The following is an 18,089-nucleotide window of genomic DNA, read 5'->3' on the forward strand; positions in this document are numbered from 1 at the left end:
CTACGTTAAACTACGGTATCGACCCTACGAAATTGAACGCCACCTTTATTTTCCACCTCACGGTGGGCATCCGTATAGAACGTACCTTATATATCGATCCGCAGTTTACGCAGGAGCCAGGCGTCCGCAGGGCTGATACCGCCATTGCACCTGATCTCTATGACGGAAAACAAAGTGATACCACCGCCCTGACGATCTTTGCCAAAGCACTGGAACAGGCATTACCGGTGATGAAAGTAGCAGTTGGACAGTCGGGTAGTATCACCTCGGGGGCAGCGGAAGATGCAGAAAAAGATATAGAAGAAGTCGCAGAAGAAAGCACCTCCACCAAAGAAATATGGCTGTTAAGATTTGCCAACGGCGCCACGCCGGGCATCAGCTACCAGGTAAATCCAACGCCGGTTTACTTTGCGATTGCACCGCTTTCCACTTCGTTAATTTCCAGGCCCAGTACAGACGTTAACAGGCCGGTACCGATTCGCCCCTACAGCCCGGGCGCCTTCCTCGGCAATGCCACCGCTGAAAGTAAATCTTATGCCGGTATTGATATTGAAGTACTCGCCAGAACATTTGTGGATGCAGTAGATAATTTCCTTTCTCCTGCCACGGCAGCTACCGCATGGATAGTAGCACAATCAGGAGCAGCCACTTTTGTAAAAACACCTTTTAAAGTATTAGAACAATCAAAAAGAGCGATTGCTGCCGCTGTGGCAGACAACCAGCTCACCAACATCCTGAAAAACGGCAGCACCGATCAACTCCCTGTGGCAAGAGAAGCTACAAAGCAACAGCTGCTTACGCTGCTCGGTAATATGTATCGCACCGATGCGATTGTGCAAACAGCGGTAATCGTTCAACAAGGGTTTACCTCTCCCCCACCTAACCTTTATGGCAACCTCCAGTTTGCCTCCAAAGATATTCCGACAAATGCCTACAGCCTTTCCCCGGTGAAGATTTCTTTACCAGCTGGTAAAAATGCGGATGGCCAGAGTAACATCACTACCTTATTTTCTGTACGGCCGGAAAGTGGCTCCGCAGCTAATCAAAGCGTAGACCTGATCGATGCATTCGAGGCCGGGCTCAATTTCCAGCTGACAGCGGTAGAACATAATTTCGGTACGCCTATCAACGGCTACACGCCCTCGTCCTGGTTAACGCTGGCTATTCCACTGCTGCAAACCGGCGCAGATAATGCAGCGCTGATCCAGGCAAACATACCCATTCCGCTAAAAGCCTATCCTACCGCGCCGTCGCTGGTAGTGCAAACCAGTACTGCCACTCCGCCACCGGAAAAAGAAAATGGCGCACTGGAAACGCTGGAAGCGGCACTCCAATGGGACTATACGTTTAGCTACAATTATGTGATTGCCCGGCAGGACCTGATATATCTGGAAATCAGGCTGAACGTAGTGGATGGCAATGATGGTCTGGATCTCACCGCCACACCACCAGATCTGTTTGAAGCGCTCCTGCAATTCAACGTTACCTATGAATCCATCGGGGCGGATATTACGGCCAATAATGAAAACAGCCTGATAGCGTTGCAATCATACGCATGGATGGTACAACAGGTGGAGGATGCATGGCCGCTGTGGTTCAAAAAACAAACCGACAACGCCCTGCTGGCACTCAAAACATTGAAGTATATTATCTCTGAGTATGAAGACAAAGCTACCGGCAACCTGCTTATCAGTGTGCGGCCTGAAGTACCTTCCTTAGTGGATAAGATCATCCCGGTGATTAGTATCGATGGCTATCAAACAAAGCCATATGCCTATGATGGCGAAACACAGATTTACTATTTCGTACAGGTGACCAACGATGCAGAAACGCCACTGCCTTATGCCGGCAGGAAACAATACAGCGAACGTGGCGTTACCATTCAGCGAAATAATGTGCTGATTGATGAAAATGCCTGGGCAGGTGTGGCCATCCACCGCAACGAAATACTGGCGGGTCAGCCCACCAATACTGCCTTCCGCTACATTACACCATACATCCGGTTTGCGGGGGCCTGCTACCCGAACCTTAACAACCAGTCGGAAATAAATATTGCGGAGTTTACGCCGGATGCCACTTCCACACATAAGGTGAAACTGCAGGCTTTATTGGACAATTTCTTTAAGGTGTTATTTAATGCGGCGCCGGAAAGGAACGTCATGTTGCAGCTGCAGGCAGGCTACAGCTTTGTGTTACAGACCAGTCCCGATGCACCCGCGCTACTGGGCCCCACCTTGCCTATTGTGCTGGCTACGCCCATCAATGTGAACGGCAGCAACATCGCTACCTTCACGGGGCCGTTTGCCAATACCATAACTGAATGGTTCAAAAACAACCAGGTAGCAGGAAAAGACACCAATGGTAAAGTAAGCCTCGTACTATCTTTATTTGCCGCCACCAACGGCGACATGCATCATCCGCTGTTAACACTCGACGGCCTGTATCTCCCTACCAGCATAGTGGATTTCAGCTGAGTGATTAAAAAGCGGTATCCACTGACGGGCAATGGAAGACCATGACTGTTGTAAGGCCCAAGCCTCTGCACGGTCCAGCAGCATGGTTTTCCGGGCGCCATCTTCCCGGATAGTGGTTAGTACGGAGATAACATGTTCCTCAAATCCCACGTCGTCAGGACCTAACTCCAGGAAAACACCTCTGTCTGCGACAGTCGATAACAGACCTGCCACCGGTGTGCATATACACAACGTACGCGCAGCCTGGGCTTCCAAAGCGGTAATGCAGAATGTTTCTGTAAAGCTGGTAGGATACAACCAGATATCACTCTCCAAAAAAGCAGCCGCCAATGTTTGTTGATCTACGCGGCCATGATAAAATACGCCTTCCTGCTGCATGCCGGCTCTGATTTCATCGCGCAGCGCCAGTTGCGCCGCATTCCCTATTTGCACTAAACTTTTTTCCCAGTTATCAAAACCATAGTAAATATGCAGCGTAGCATTGGGCAACACTTGTCGTATAGCCGGGAATAACTGCAGCAGCTTATCCAGCGACCGGTCGGGACTGGAAGAATAAATAAATCTGTCCGGCGTTTTTTCTTTCTTTTGCCCGAAGCGGGAAACATCGATGCCGTTGCCGATGATAAATATTTTTTCCGGCGAAATCTGGTAATAGTTAGCCACAAACTCGCGGTGCCAGGGGCTCAGGCAGCATATGCCATCCAGTGACGGAAGATGATCCTGCAATGCAATCCCTTCCCCTCCACCAGGCATCGCAATGATATCATGCAGCCAGAAATATTTTTTGCGGGCACGCACCCGATATTGAAGCGTAGACAGGTAACGGGACATGATGAATATCTCTATAAAATTACGATCCGCAAAATGCTGGAATGCATCCAGCGGAATGTATTCTACGCCATCGATCATACCTGATTTTCCTTCACAGGCGCAGCAAACCACTACTCTGTATCCTTCCGATACAAATGCAGCGGCCAACGCAGCAACAGCTGTTTCTGAGCCACCAATGCCCTGTTCCTGAATCGTATAGGCGTTCCAGTTTTCATAAGCCAGGCCTGCGTGTATGCATAACAGTGGTGCGCGGTGTTTATATTTAAATAGCTGATGTGTAGTATCTTTTTCCTTCGGTTGTTCCGTTACATGGTGAATCCTGCTGGTGCCACCGAAATGAAACACAAAACTGTTTTCGTTGACCACAGACGTATATCCCAATGCGGAAGCACGCCGGCAGTAGTCTACATCTTCACAACCATTGTTAAATCCATCATCCAGCAGGCCTACCTTTTCTATCAATGATCTGCTGGTAAGCGTACAGAAAAAAGGTACCCAGTCGTGGTAATACCGACGCGGTTGCACTCCTGGCTGATAGCTCCAGATAGCCGAAGGAGCAATACCCACCTCCGGTTGCGCGCGATGCACAATTTGTTCGTTGTGCAACATATTCGTACCGGCGCCTAAACGCACTGATTTTAATTCCAATGGATAATGGTGCAGAAAACCTTCATCACAATTAGACAAAGGGTTGCTGAAACCGGCGCCCTGATGTATATCTTCCAGCAGCGGCTGCAGCCAGCCGTCGGACACAATTACGTCGTCGTTCATCATGCAGATGTAGGACGCAGTGCTATGCGCTATACCTAAATTAATAGCGGCGGCATAGTTAAGAGCATCGGCGCGGATAACGGTTACTTCTCCTGGCAGCGACAGCGGATGCGTGCCGCTATGAACCACCATAATATGAAAAGGCGTATGTGTGCAGGCCAGTATACTGTTGATACAATGATACAGGTGCGGTGTATTGTAGATAGTGGGAATGATAATATCAACCGCCGATTGCCGGTAGGTTTCCGGAGAAATTGTTTTCCACCATTTCAATGCGATATTGACCGGCCGGAATGCCATGGCCGTATGAAGGCCCAGCTCCCGCAGTTGGCTCCTTCGCAACGGGTCCTGCAACTCGCTGATCGCGGCCTGCCAGTCGGCGGTAGTATCTGCGATAAAACCGTTGACACCATGACGGATAATGCGTTCATAAGCATCCAGCGGTGCGGCGATCACCGGCAGTCCCATGGCCATAGCGGTAGTAACTTTGTTGTTAGACTTGCAGGGCTGTGTCGTTACGTCCAGCGGCGCCATCACCACATCGCATTGGGCCAGGTGATATTGCCAGGTATCGGGGGTCCAGTATTTATCGTGACCGGGACCGTTGTGTATCGTTACCAGGCGGCATTCCTGCTGCTCCAGCAAAGGGCGTAGCTGCTCCGCATGATGGGCGTTTTCCGGCATACCAAACCATCCGGCTGTCAGCATTCCGGAAGGCGCTATTTGGTGAGAATGCGTAACTGTTTCCACGGCGTCTTCGATCACTACTACCGCCTGATTCCAGGCGGCCAGTCTTTCTGCCAGCGCATGGGAGCAACAGATCACCGTATCCGCCAATTGTATCATGGGAAGATAGTATGGAAAATCGGCCGTATGTATCAGCAGATCTTCTGTAACGTCCAGGAATATACGTTTTCCCAGTTGTTTCATCTGTAGCATCACTTTGTACTCATCTTCCGAAAAAGATTTAAAAAAAATGACATGACGACAGCGTAATAATGCCAGGGAGTCATTGGTCATGCTACTATCCACTCCCAGCTGCTGTAGTGCGGTATGCATCTGCAACGCCCGAATACGATAGGCCGGGAACACGGGAGAAAGGGATGCCCCGTACCAGGCAATGCTATTTTCTTTTGTTAGTTGTTGTGCCAGGTATTCGCGGTTATACAGCAGGCCGGCATCCTGTGGTTTGACGGTCAGTGCTTTTTCATTATACTCCCAGGCAGCTTCATACTGTCGCAGGCGATCGTGGCAAAGCACCAGGTAAACACAAGGTCGTAACAGATATATTTCCCGGCTCACAGGACTGAGTACCGGCGGCAGTTCCCGCAGGCATTGCCGGAACCAGTAAATGGCTTCGTCGTAATGATTTTCCTGGTAAGCCAGTTCGCCCATCACAAAATAAGGCTCTGCCCAGCGTTCGTCGAGAGACATGGCTTTACGTGCATACTCCCTTGCCGTATAGGCATAAACGTTATCAGCAGTACTAAGCGCTGTATAACATTGAGCCGTGCGGAAAGTAGCCATCATGCGCTCCTCCTGCCAGCCATCCGGCAATGAGAGGAAGTGGGCGAAAGCGGTAATCGCTTCCAGATAGCGTTGATGGTCGTGCAACTCACGGCCCAGGTAATACCATATCCTGGGGTCGGACTGGTATTCATCCAGGAGAACAGCTTGCTGCAGTATAGCCAGGTTACGGCCCTGGTCTGCCGCAGCGCCATGGGCAGTTCTGGCATGGCGGATAACAATCTGTTCATAGCTATTGGTTCTGCCCATGGTGCCATCGATCACTTCATGCACCGGGTATTTCCAGCGGAAAGTGCCGTCGTTGCGGACTATGCGCTCGCGGAATAATGTGCAGGCCGATTGTCCGTATTCATCCTGGGCATAGTCGTACTGCAAAAAATAAACATCTGCAGCAAGACGCTCTTTCAGGGCGAGTAATAACTGCAGCTGATCAGGTGCTATGAGATCATCTGCATCCAGCCATAAAATATAATCGCAGGTGGCCTGTGCAAACGCGTAGTTACGTGCGGCTGCAAAATCCTGTTGCCAGATATATGGCAATACGTGGTGGGTGTATTTATAACAGGTGGCCACGGTATTATCCGTGGAGCCGGTGTCTATAATAATGATTTCATCAACGAGGGGGTGTACTGCATGGAGGCAGCGATCAATTACTTCTTCTTCATTGCGAACAATCATGCAGAGGGAAAGCGTGGGCATGCGGATAGTATTTGATATAGCGAAAATAGCGGATTTAGGTGGGAAGAACGCGATTAAAAACCGCCTTTGCCGCCGCCACAGCTCCATCCATATAGCCGGGATTAACAACGGAAGTTTCCGTACCACAGAAGAACAATTTGCCATCCATATAGCCAGGTTGCAGCAGCGGATGCCCATTGTGCTGATGCGGAACCTGGATTACCGGCGTACCCGCCATTACAAATTGATCATTCCAGACCTTATCGGCATAGCACAAAGGCGTGAGCATTTGTGCACCGAATAATTCCGACAGCTGGCGTAGCACGAGCTCCCTGCGGAGGTCCGGGCTGTAGTTCACCGCGCCACTGTTCAGAAAACCGGTGAATCCAAATTTATTTTCTTCATAATTGGTATGGTCATACATCTCCGTCACAATTCCGGTATGACTGTAGAGCATACCTGAAAAACCGCTGTTCCGCCAGAAGGCCGTATCATATTCCAGCACAAATTTGATAGAGCCGGCCATCCAGGTTTGAACCGTTGGCAATAACGCGGTAAGGTCAGGCGCTAATTCCGGAGAAAAACTAATATTTATTCCCGCGACGGCTGGTGGCATACAAAGCACTACCTTATCTCCCCGATAACTCATGCCTTCTTTCGTTTCTACCCGCACACCATCGGAGAGCGCATGCACGCGACTCACCGTACTTTTCAGCAGGACCTGTTGTCCGGCAATGCTTTCTACCAATTTATCGATCAACCTCCCTGTTCCACCCGCTATCCGGTAAGAAGGCTGTTCTGCTTCCGGCACATAAAAGGCTTGTGCCGGTTCAAACGACCGGGTTTTGAACAAAGATGTACCACCGGAAAACTGCGGATATTTAGTCAGGCCCAGTTCTTCGGTCAGCGCCAGCAATGTGGGGTGTTGATCGGAAAACCAGGTAGCCCCCAGTTCCAGCGGTGTGCCTGCGTTGCCTTTCATCGTGTGGATTCTTCCTCCCAAACGGTCAGCCGCTTCCAGCAGGGTGACGGATATATTTTTCTGTGTGAGCAGGTATGCCAGCGATAAGCCGCATAGTCCGCCTCCCACTATCATAATATGTGTAGACATGGTAGCGAAATTAGTGGATCAACCTCACTTATCTCCGCTGATGATGGAAAAATTCCAAAAACACTTTGAAATACAAAGTACTTTTAGTTACTTTGTATTTCAACCTGTTTTCTTACATCACAACCAAAGGATCATGAAAACGTCCAGAAAAAAATTCGTATTCCTATTCCTTATCTCCGGATTTACTTTTCTTTTTCTTTATAATACATTTATTCTGTCAGATATGCGGGGCATGCCTCATAACAGCGCGGCTTTTCTGGGCTCGGACTCGCTTACGGGCTGGAGGAGCATAGTCTCCACCATACTATATCCTATCAAAATCGTGTTATTAGGGCCGGTTCGTTTTCTGATCGATTTACCCGATCCTCCACCTCCATTTGTGGGCATTGGAGTCGCCATCTACTGGACTATACTCGCACTGGCCATTCATTATGTTATCAGTAAAATTAAGCGCACGCGAAAGGCCTGATTTTTACCAGCGCCTTGGGAATACGTGGCAGATGACGCAAACGATTGTGTTTGCATCTTTGCAAAGTGTTCTTTACCTTACCACGTACTCCCTGTAAAAAAGCTAGCATTGACAGACAGTAATCATCTTGATGAGAAGGCGCTGGTGGCCCTGCTCCGGGCTGGCCAGCAGGCTGCTTTTGAAAAAATATATGAATTATATAAAGAACGGCTGCTGGGCTTTATTCTAAAGCTGGTGAAAGTAGAGGAAGTAGCGGGTGAGGTGTTGCAGGAGGTGTTTATTAAGATCTGGACGCACCGGGAATCAATTGATGAAAATTTATCATTCAAATCTTATCTGTTCCGTATAACCGAAAACGTAGTGTACGACTACTATCGGAAAATTGCCCGCGACAAAAAGCTGCAAACGAAGCTGGTAGCCATTGCCAGTTCCAACTACCGGCATGTGGAAGAAGAGATAATTGGTAAGGAAGAACGGTTATTACTGCACAATCTCATAGAAGAATTACCTCCTATCCGTCGCCAGGTGTATAAGCTGCAAAAGCTCGCCGGCAAATCGTACAAGGAAATCGGACAGGAATTAAATATCTCCAGTTCTACGGTCAGCGATCATATTCAGAAAGCCAATAAGTATATCCAGCAACGGTTACGGACCATAAAACCTAACCATATTATTCTCCTCGTTTGGGTCCGGCATTTTTTTTCTTAATTTTTTTTACAACAGAGCAGGGATTTTTTTATTGCCAGGCGTATTAGCATGAAACAACGCATGTGAACGTGCCTGAATCAACCAAAGATCTATTCGAAAGATACCTGAGAAATGAATGCAGCCCGGAAGAAGTCCGGCAGCTACTGACGTATTTCCAGACCGGGGATATGGAAGAGGAAATGAAAATTCAAATCCGGCAATTCCTCTCAGCAGGTGAACCCGACAAGGTACCCGAGCACCTGCTGGAAACAGCCACGCGGATGCAGAAAGAAACAATGTCGGCGCTTTTCCCTACGGCTGCGCGGACACGTTTATATCTCCGTCCCTGGTTCCGTTATTCCGCTGCCGCGGCGGTGTTGGGCATTATTATTACCACAGCGCTGCTCACGTTCAGATCCGGACCAACTACCCGGCTCGCTAAAAATGAGCAGTCCTCGCATGCCATTAAGCCCGCTCAGTTTGGGGCCACCCTCACGCTGGCAGATGGCAACAGCATTGCGCTCGACAGCGCTGCCAATGGCCTGGTCGCCCATCAAAACGGGGCCAACATCACCAAGTCAAATGGCGCCCTTACCTATGAGCAGAACGCTGCTGCTGCGAATAAAGAGGTGATCAACCAGGTGGCCACGCAGCGCGGTAATCATTACCAGCTCGTACTGTCCGATGGTACAAAGGTTTGGCTCAATGCCGCCTCGTCTATCCGTTTCCCTGCAAATTTCTCCCCAACAGAAAGAAAAGTGGAGGTTAAAGGAGAAGCTTACTTTGAGGTGGCCAGCAATCCCAATAAGCCTTTTCGCGTAAAAATCCTTTCTCCAAAAGGCCAAAGTGAAGTAGAAGTACTTGGCACCCACTTCAATGTACACGCCTATGACGATGAATCAACGGCTAAAACCACGCTGCTGGAAGGTCGTATCAGGGTAGTGAGCGGGAAAGCCTCCAAACTGCTCGTTCCAGGGCAGCAAGCCATCGTAGGCGCCACCGAACAAATTGATATTAATAACAACGTTGATCGGGACCAGGTCATGTCCTGGATCAATGGCGTATTCATTTTTGATCATGAAAATATCCGCACCATCATGCAGCAGATCAGCCGCTGGTATGATGTGGAAGTGGTGTACAATAATCCTCATGCCGGAGAAACTTTTTCGGGGGTAGTCAGCCGTGATGGCGATGTAACGCAGGTCTTGAAAATCATGGAGGCCAACGGACTTACATTCAAAATAGAAAATAAAACCATCATTATACAGTAAACGAACGGACCATAAAAAAACAGGAAGTGGGTTCAGCACTTCCTGTTAAAACGCAGGTCTGAATTTTTCCAAAATCTAAGTATTGTCAATTCTTCATTCCTACAAATCAAAGTTATGAATTTACAGGATGTCACGCTTTCCATTCCATGGAAAAAACGTGTGATTAACACTATTATTACCATGAAACTAACCGCAGGCTTGCTACTAGCCAGTTGCCTACAGGTAAGTGCCTACAGCTATGGACAAACAGTTACGCTACATGAAAAGAAAATTTCGCTGCAGAAGCTTTTTCTAAAGATTCATGAGCAAACAGGTTACCAGATCTTTTATAAAGACTGGTTGCTGGATAATGCCGGAAAAATCGATATCAATGTAGACAATATGCGACTGGAGCAGGCGCTCTCCATTTGCTTTAAGAACCTGCCTTTATCCTACACCGTATCGGATAAAAATATCATCATCAGGGAAAAACAAACTGCCGACACAAAGCTGGCGGGCACGGAGCAAAATGCCCCTATTGTTTTGAAAGGCGCCGTGAAAGATGAAAAAGGATTACCACTGGTGGGTGTAACCATTAGTCTGAGCGGTACGGGCAAAGGTGCTATCACCAATGAAAAAGGTGAGTTTGTCATCAATGCCAACCGGGGAGATGTCCTGGTATTTTCTATCCTCGGATACAAGAAAAAAAGCATCACCGTAGGCGATGATAATTTTGTGACCGTCTCCATGGATTTGGATGTTGTTTCTGCAGGAGAAGTGGTGGTGGTGGGCTATGGCGTCCAGAAGAAAGTAAATCTGACTGGTGCGGTGTCTGTTATTAAAGGAGGAGATCTGGACCGCCGGCCGGTGTTGAATGCCACACAAAGTCTGCAAGGTTTGGTACCCGGACTGAATGTATCAGTAGGCGCCAACACCAAACCTGGGCAAAGTTACAACCTCAACGTCCGCGGTGCGGGTAACCTTGCTGGTGGCGATGGGCCGCTGGTATTGGTAGATGGAATTCCCATGGATCTTGGCTCTGTGAATCCTAACGACATCGAATCTATTTCCGTGTTGAAAGATGCAGCCGCCTCGTCTATATACGGCGCCCGCGCGCCTTACGGCGTTATCCTGGTGACCACCAAAAAAGGTAAGGCCAATAAAACAGTGATTAATTACTCCAATAACTTTGGCGTAACCCGGCCGGTAAATTTGCCGAAAATGGCCAATGCGTATGACTTTGCCACTTATTTCAATGCGGCAAGTGCCAACGCCGGCGTAGCGCTACAGTATTCAGATGCCAAGCTCGCGCAACTGAAAGCATATGTAGAAAATCCCAGTGCTAACGTGAATCCATTCCCGGAAGCGAAAGATAATTTTCTCCTCAATTTTGAAAATTCACCTAACGGTGTCGCCAGTACGGATTGGTTTGCCTTTAATTACAAACCTTCCTCCTTCCGGCAGCAACATAACCTGAGCATCAGCGGGGGGAATAAAACCACGCAGTATTTTGTGTCAGGTGGCTATTATGGCGAAGGTGGTGTATTACGTTTTGCAGATATTAATTATCATCGGTATAATCTGAACAGTACCATTACGTCACAGGTAAATGACTGGTTTAAACTTAAACTGAACAGCAAGGTAACCTCAGATCAATACCAGGCGCCTTTTACGCCAGGTGGCACCTTTGAATCCAACTATTTTCATGACCTTGCCCGCTTCAGACCCAATGTTTCTCCCTATGATTTAAACGGGCATTATAATGAGCTTTCCCTGGTACCTTATCTGCAGTCAGGCAGCGATTTCACCGGCAAAGTATTTACGCTGATCGTGCAGCCGGGCATTGAGCTGGAACCAATTAAAAACTGGAAAATAAACGCTGATCTGAATATCAACAGAGGCTCTTTTGACAGCGCCACTATCTTACTGCCTGGTGTGATTTATGGCATTGATGGTACACAGAAGTATGTCAATCGTTCGGAGTTTGGTATTCCGCTCAGTGGGAGTTACCGCAGAGGGGTTGCCACAAATGTGTACATGTCGCCCAATATCTATACCTCTTACCGCTATACACCAACGGAGGATCATGAGTTTAATTTCCTGGCAGGATTTCAGCAGGAGTCCTTCGACTACAGCGCATTGAGCTCAGCAGCTACGCCGCTGATCAGCTTCAATACGCCGGGCATTAATTTATCCGGTGTGCCGGCCACTACTTTTGAAAGCCGTTATCATTGGTCTACCCGCGGTTATTTTGGTCGTATCAACTATAACTATAAAGAAAAATATCTTGTTGAATTTAACGGCCGCTATGACGGTTCTTCCCGATTTGCGCCATCCAGCCGCTGGGGCTTCTTCCCATCTGCCTCTGTTGGTTATAATATCGTGAAGGAAGATTTCATGAAGGGGCTTCATAAAATATTTGATAATCTTAAAATTCGTGCTTCCTACGGTTTACTGGGCAATCAATCCGGTGCCGGCATGTATTCTTATATACAAACAATGGGGATATCCAATGTGGGAATAAACGGTGCGGGCCCGAAATGGTATTTCCAGAATGGACGCGAAGCGAATATTCTTGCCCCTGCGGCCTACAATGCAACTAACACCTGGGAAAAAGTGCTGGTAAAAAACCTTGGCCTCGACTTCGATCTGCTGCAAGGCCGCCTGTCGGGTAGTGTTGAAGTGTATCAGCGTGATACCAAAGATATGTTAGGCCCCTCTTTCGATATCGCCGACATGTTTGGCGCTACGGTGCCTTCCAGCAACAATGCCAATTTGCGCACCAACGGTTGGGAGTTATCTCTTAATTATAAAGGGAACATCGGCAACGACGTCAAATTCAATGTAGGTGCCGTACTTTCTGATAATAAATCAGTAGTCACCAAGTATCAGAATCCTACTTTCTTCGATCCTGCCAACAAATTCTATGAAGGGAAACACCTGGGAGAAATCTGGGGCTACCGCAGTTCCGGCCTGATTCAAAATGATGAGGAAGCCGCTGCATTTAATGGGCTGGATCATTCATTTATCAGCACGCAGGCATGGAAACCGGGTGACGTAAGATATGTAGACCTTAATGGAGATAAGAAAATCAACAACGGCACCAATCGCCTGGATAGTATGGGCGACATGACCGTTATTGGCAACACCACTCCCCGCTATGCATATGCCATCACAGGCGCGGTGGATTGGAAAGGATTGACGCTGTCTTTTGTAATACAAGGTATCGCTAAACAAGATTTTGCACCATCATCCGGCGATGCATATTTCTGGGGCTATGGCTCCTATGCGCAGATGACCGTGTTTAAGCAGCATATGGACTACTGGACACCGGATAATCCAAAGGCATATTATCCCGCGCCCTACACCAACTCGGCAGGTGCAATAGCGCCCTTCCAAAACAAAAGTGAACAGGTATCCGACAGGTATATGCAAAATGCCGCTTACCTGCGACTAAAAAACGTGGCGCTGAACTATTCCCTGCCAACAGGATTAGTTAACAGCGCCCATTTGTCGAAGGTATCCGTATTTATATCCGGCGAAAACCTGTTGACCATTACGAAGCTTAGCAAAATATTCGATCCTGAAACATTGAATATTTCTACGATAGGCACAGGTAAATCATATCCGTTGACGCAGGTATTTTCTGCCGGTATGAATGTCATTTTTTAATTACCAAATTTCCAATGATGACTATTTCAATATATAGATATTTACAGCTGGCGGCGGTGCTGACCGTATTCACGTCGATAGGCTGCAACAAAGACTTTCTTGACAAAGCGCCTTTAGATGCCCTGAGTACCGACAATCCCTTAGCATCTACCAATGAACTACGCCTATATGTAGATCAGTTTTATGCTGCCACACTGCCCTCGCAGCCGGGTGGGGTAAATAGTGCCGGCATTGCTTTTAATGATGGTTTTGGTACCGATAATATGGGCTTTGGTAATACACCGGATGCCAGGATGAATGGGGCCTTGTCGCCCAACGGCGTAGTGATTTCCGGGTATACCACCATAAGGAGCATCAACTATTTCCTGGAGCATTACACCAATGCGCAGGGAGATCCGACTTTAATCAATAATTATTTAGGCGAGGCCAAATTTTTTCGTGCCCTTACCTATTTCGGTATGGTAAAGGACTATGGTGATCTGACCTGGGTAAATAAGGTATTACCTGCGGATGCCAACCTCATGGAGGTTCCCCGCGATCCGCGCACACTGGTAATAGACTCTGTGCTGGCAGATCTGGACCAGGCAGCTGCGTTGTTGCCGGTGCAAGCCAGTAGCGCCACGATGCGCCTTCACAAAGATGTGGCACTGGCGCTGAAGTCGAGAGTGGCATTATATGAAGCCACCTGGCAGAAATATCACAGCGCGAAAAATGATCCTTTCTTTACTACGGGTATGACCAATGCTAAAATCAGGGATTATTTCCAGCAGGCAAAAGATGCTGCCAATGCTGTTATCAGCAGCGGCCGCTGGAAAATTTTCAATACGGGCAAACCGCTGAACGACTACCAGAACCTGTTCATCACTAACGATCTATCTGCCAATAGCGAAGTATTGCTATGGAGAAAGTACAGTGTTGCCGATCTTATTGGTAACAGCGTCGCTAAGTATGTATCTACCGGAGGTGGAAATATGGGTATTAGTCTTTCTCTCGTAGATGATTACCTCACGATCACCGGCACACCTTTCACCGGCACTGCCAGAGCGAATGCGCAAGCAGCCTACGGCACAGAATTACTACCCACCGTAAGAGATCCTCGTTTATCACAAACAGTAGTAGTACCGCGTGTGCAGCCATTGAAGCCCGGTACAATAGCGCCTGCATACCCCGCGTTAAATGGTACGAGTTTTAGTCTGAATACTACCGGCTATGCGCTGGCTAAGTTTTTAGCGTACAATGATCCGATCGCCTATACAGACGATAACAAAGATCAGACACCGGCCATTGCTTTCCGATATGCAGAAGTATTGCTAAACTACGCAGAAGCAGCAGCAGAACTGGGAGATGATCCAACAGCTGTGGCGACTGTTTTAAAACCTTTGCGCGACCGTGCAGGCATGCCCGTTATGAATGTAGCAAATGAATTTAATGGAGATGCCAATTATCCATTTCATGATTTAAGTCCCCTCCTACAGGCTGTTAGAAGAGAGAGAAGAGTAGAGCTGGCCTGCGAAGGATTCCGTTTAGACGACATTATGCGCTGGGCTGCCGCGGATGTATTGGTGAAGGGCAAAAGACCTGTGGGTACATTATTTGCCGGCAGTGACCTCGTGCAGCAAAATACCGCCACCGGCTTCTACGGTGCTTCTATGTTGATTTATGACACCCCTCCTGCCGGCAAAAAAGTGAATCTATATCTTTCAGGAAATCCGGGTGACCCATTACGATATGTTGATCCTTACAAGGCATCAGCGCCAAATGGTTTTGGATTTAATCTCAAACGGGATTACCTCCTGCCAATCCAGCAGCGGCAATTGCAGCTGACAGGTTTTAAATGGGTACAGAATCCAGGTTGGTAATTTCTACATTTCAAAAAGATCATTATGTGTAACTTAAAAAGATATTCCAGGATAGCAGCTTCAGTGGGATTAATATTTTCCCTGGCTACTGCCTGCAAGAAAGATAATATGCCGGTAAAACCAGTGCCTGCAGCGTTTACGGCCACCATGAAACATAACGGCAGTTTCGCTGCCAGCGGCGGTAAAGATACAGTTGTCATCACTGCCGGCACAGATGGCTGGTGGGTAACCATCCCCACTGCCAGCACTTCCTGGTGCGCTGTTACGCAGGCATATGGGGCGGGAAACTTTCAACTACCTGTAACGATAGGCGCCAATACCACCGGCGCCGCCCGGCAGGTCATCATTACTTTAAATCCCAGTTATAATTTACCTAAGGTAGCTATCACACTGAATCAGTCGAACTAAGTACCTTGCGCAAAAAAACAACAGTTGAGCTAATAAAACACTAAGTATGAGACTACGAAATTGGATAGGCGTGTTATTTTCGCTAACAGTTTCTGCGACGGCCTTCGCGCAGAAAAGACCTAATGTAATCATTATCGTTTCTGATGACCACGCGTATCAGGCCATCAGTGCTTACGGCAACAAATTGATTAAGACACCAGGCATTGACAGAATCGCCCACGAAGGCGCGAGATTTGACCGCGCCTATGTCACCAATTCAATTTGCGGACCGAGTAGAGCGGTGATATTGACCGGGAAATATTCCAACAAAAACGGGTTTACGGATAATGAACATTCCCGTTTTGATGGCTCCCAGAACTCGTTCATCAAAGAGCTGACAAAGAGCGGTTACCAGACCGCCTGGATTGGTAAATGGCATCTTGAAACAAAGCCGCAGGGCTTTACTTTCTGGGAAATATTACCGGGTCAGGGGCTCTATTACAATCCTGATTTCATCCAAATGGATAGCTCCAAAACAAGGATACCTGGTTATGCCACCAATATCATAGAAGATCTGGCCGAAAACTGGCTCGATCAACGGGATACCTCCAAGCCCTTCTGCCTCGTCATAGGCCATAAAGCCACCCACCGCGTATGGCTACCGGATACCGCCGATATGGGCATGTACGACAACATCAAATTTCCGCTGCCAGCCAATTTCTACGACGATTACAACACGAGAAAAGCCGCAGCAGTACAGGATATGTCTATTGCCAAAACCATGATTATGGGATATGATCTTAAGATGTTTGATTCTGATCAGGCGGCCAACAAAGATGGTAATATCAATCGGATGAGTCCTTCACAACGTGCGCGTTTTGATAGCTATTACAAGGCCATTCATGCCGACCTAAATGCACAACATCTTTCCGGTAATGCACTCACAGAATGGAAGTACCAGCGCTATATGCGTGATTACCTGAGCACCGCCGCATCGCTGGATCGTAATATCGGCCGCACACTGGACTACCTCGATAAGCACCAGTTGACCGAAAACACCATCGTGATTTACCTTTCTGATCAGGGCTTCTACATGGGCGAACATGGCTGGTTCGACAAACGCTGGATGTATGAAGAATCGTTCAGAACACCTATGGTGATGCGTTATCCCGGCGTCTTAAAACCCGGCACCGTTAACCGTGATTTTGTGATGAACCTAGACCTTGCACCTACCGTACTGGATGCTGCCGGTGTTAAAATACCTGCAGACATGCAGGGAGAATCATTCCTACCATTACTGAAAAATCCAAAGCAAAAAGGAAGAGAAGCGATGTTTTATCATTACTATGAAAATGGTGAACATTCCGTATCTCCTCAATTCGGAATCAGAACCCAGCGATATAAACTGATTCGCTATTACAAACGCATTTCAGCCTGGGAGTTATTTGATCTTGACAAAGACAAATCTGAAATGACTAATCTATACGGCAAAAAGGGCTATGAAGCCATTACCGCACAATTGAAAAAGCAGTTGTCGGCATTGATTAAAAAGTATGAAGATGTAGATGCGGAGGAGATCATGAAAGCAGAGCCGTAATAACGGGAATGCGTATATGAAAACTGCCTCCGGGGGATGTGAATCCCGGAGGCAGTTTATTTTGGGCTTAGCTTCAATAATCGTGCATGGAATAAACCCCGTGTTCCGCGGTAATTTTCAATCTCGCCCGGTAAGCCATGGGATTAAAATTGATGCTTTTGCAGGGAATGATTTGGTCCGTGACGTGTTTTCTGAAATTTCAATTTTATTCGGTTCAACTAACAACATATGCCTAGGTTTTACAACAACGCATTCCCCAAGACTTCAATTCTATTCAGTTCAATTAACACCACTTGATTGCGGGGTATTTACAATCGACGAAACGCATTTCAATTCTTTTCAGTTCAATTAACACTCTTTCGTGAAATCTATTACTGCTCCAAGGTACATTATTTCAATTCTATTCAGTTCAATTAACACAGCATATTCGAGCGTATCTTTTCTCACAGACACCAAATTTCAATTCTATTCAGTTCAATTAACACTTTTAAAGACTTTGTTACCCAAGATATCAACTGCTTATTTCAATTCTATTCAGTTCAATTAACACCGCAGCTTTAAAGAAATTGAGACATTTGCTTATCGAATTTCAATTCTATTCAGTTCAATTAACACCACCGTATTCTGATGCGGTAACTTCCTGATATACCAAATTTCAATTCTATTCAGTTCAATTAACACCCGGATATATAATCCTGTCCGGCTAAAGGTCTACCGATTTCAATTCTATTCAGTTCAATTAACACATCTATATTCCTGTTTCCCTGCAAGGGAAT

10 protein-coding genes and 1 CRISPR repeat array are annotated in these 18,089 nt (G+C 47.4%); of the genes, 8 read left to right on the forward strand and 2 right to left on the reverse strand.

The features are described 5' to 3' along the window. The coding region (locus VIP81_RS18620) for a hypothetical protein (protein WP_331964371.1) at positions 1-2,474 on the forward strand (2,474 nt) is incomplete at its 5' end. Here the strand turns inward: VIP81_RS18620 and VIP81_RS18625 are convergent. Both VIP81_RS18625 and VIP81_RS18630 read right to left on the reverse strand, forming a co-directional pair. After that, positions 2,424-6,302, reverse strand: a complete 3,879-nt coding sequence (locus VIP81_RS18625; RefSeq protein WP_331964374.1) for a glycosyltransferase — start codon at positions 6,300-6,302, stop codon at positions 2,424-2,426. The genes VIP81_RS18620 and VIP81_RS18625 overlap by 51 nt on opposite strands. A gap of 34 nt (positions 6,303-6,336) precedes the next feature. Then, positions 6,337-7,392 (reverse strand): NAD(P)/FAD-dependent oxidoreductase, encoded by a 1,056-nt coding sequence (locus tag VIP81_RS18630; protein ID WP_331964377.1) that lies wholly within the window; start codon positions 7,390-7,392, stop codon positions 6,337-6,339. A 133-nt stretch (positions 7,393-7,525) separates the two neighbouring features. Here VIP81_RS18630 and VIP81_RS18635 point away from each other — a divergent pair, with 133 nt between their 5' ends. From VIP81_RS18635 to VIP81_RS18665, 7 genes are all read left to right on the forward strand, one after another. Next, positions 7,526-7,861 carry a hypothetical protein gene (locus VIP81_RS18635; protein ID WP_331964380.1) on the forward strand — a complete coding sequence of 112 codons (336 nt, stop codon included), beginning with the start codon at positions 7,526-7,528 and terminating at the stop codon, positions 7,859-7,861. Between the two features lie 108 nt (positions 7,862-7,969). Next, a complete protein-coding gene (locus VIP81_RS18640) occupies positions 7,970-8,569 on the forward strand; it encodes an RNA polymerase sigma-70 factor (RefSeq protein ID WP_331964383.1) in 600 nt (199 codons plus the stop codon). Positions 8,570-8,637: 68 nt separating this feature from the next. Then, positions 8,638-9,819 carry a FecR family protein gene (locus VIP81_RS18645; RefSeq protein WP_331964386.1) on the forward strand — a complete coding sequence of 394 codons (1,182 nt, stop codon included), beginning with the start codon at positions 8,638-8,640 and terminating at the stop codon, positions 9,817-9,819. Positions 9,820-9,933: 114 nt separating this feature from the next. Further along, the gene (locus VIP81_RS18650; protein ID WP_331964389.1) at positions 9,934-13,470 is read left to right on the forward strand and encodes a TonB-dependent receptor; all 3,537 of its coding nucleotides are present in this window, start codon (positions 9,934-9,936) and stop codon (positions 13,468-13,470) included. Between the two features lie 17 nt (positions 13,471-13,487). Further along, positions 13,488-15,329, forward strand: a complete 1,842-nt coding sequence (locus tag VIP81_RS18655; RefSeq protein WP_331964392.1) for a RagB/SusD family nutrient uptake outer membrane protein — start codon at positions 13,488-13,490, stop codon at positions 15,327-15,329. Between the two features lie 24 nt (positions 15,330-15,353). After that, the gene (locus VIP81_RS18660) at positions 15,354-15,737 is read left to right on the forward strand and encodes a BACON domain-containing protein (RefSeq protein ID WP_331964395.1); all 384 of its coding nucleotides are present in this window, start codon (positions 15,354-15,356) and stop codon (positions 15,735-15,737) included. A 46-nt stretch (positions 15,738-15,783) separates the two neighbouring features. Then, complete coding sequence (locus tag VIP81_RS18665; RefSeq protein ID WP_331964398.1) at positions 15,784-17,313, forward strand: sulfatase; 1,530 nt, start codon at positions 15,784-15,786, stop codon at positions 17,311-17,313. Positions 17,314-17,509: 196 nt separating this feature from the next. Next, positions 17,510-18,059: a CRISPR direct-repeat array (repeat unit 29 nt; unit sequence ATTTCAATTCTATTCAGTTCAATTAACAC). Positions 18,060-18,089 lie beyond the last annotated feature (30 nt).

The sequence above is a fragment of the Chitinophaga sp. genome, from assembly GCF_036566945.1.
In the GTDB taxonomy this organism is placed as follows: Bacteria; Bacteroidota; Bacteroidia; order Chitinophagales; family Chitinophagaceae; genus Chitinophaga.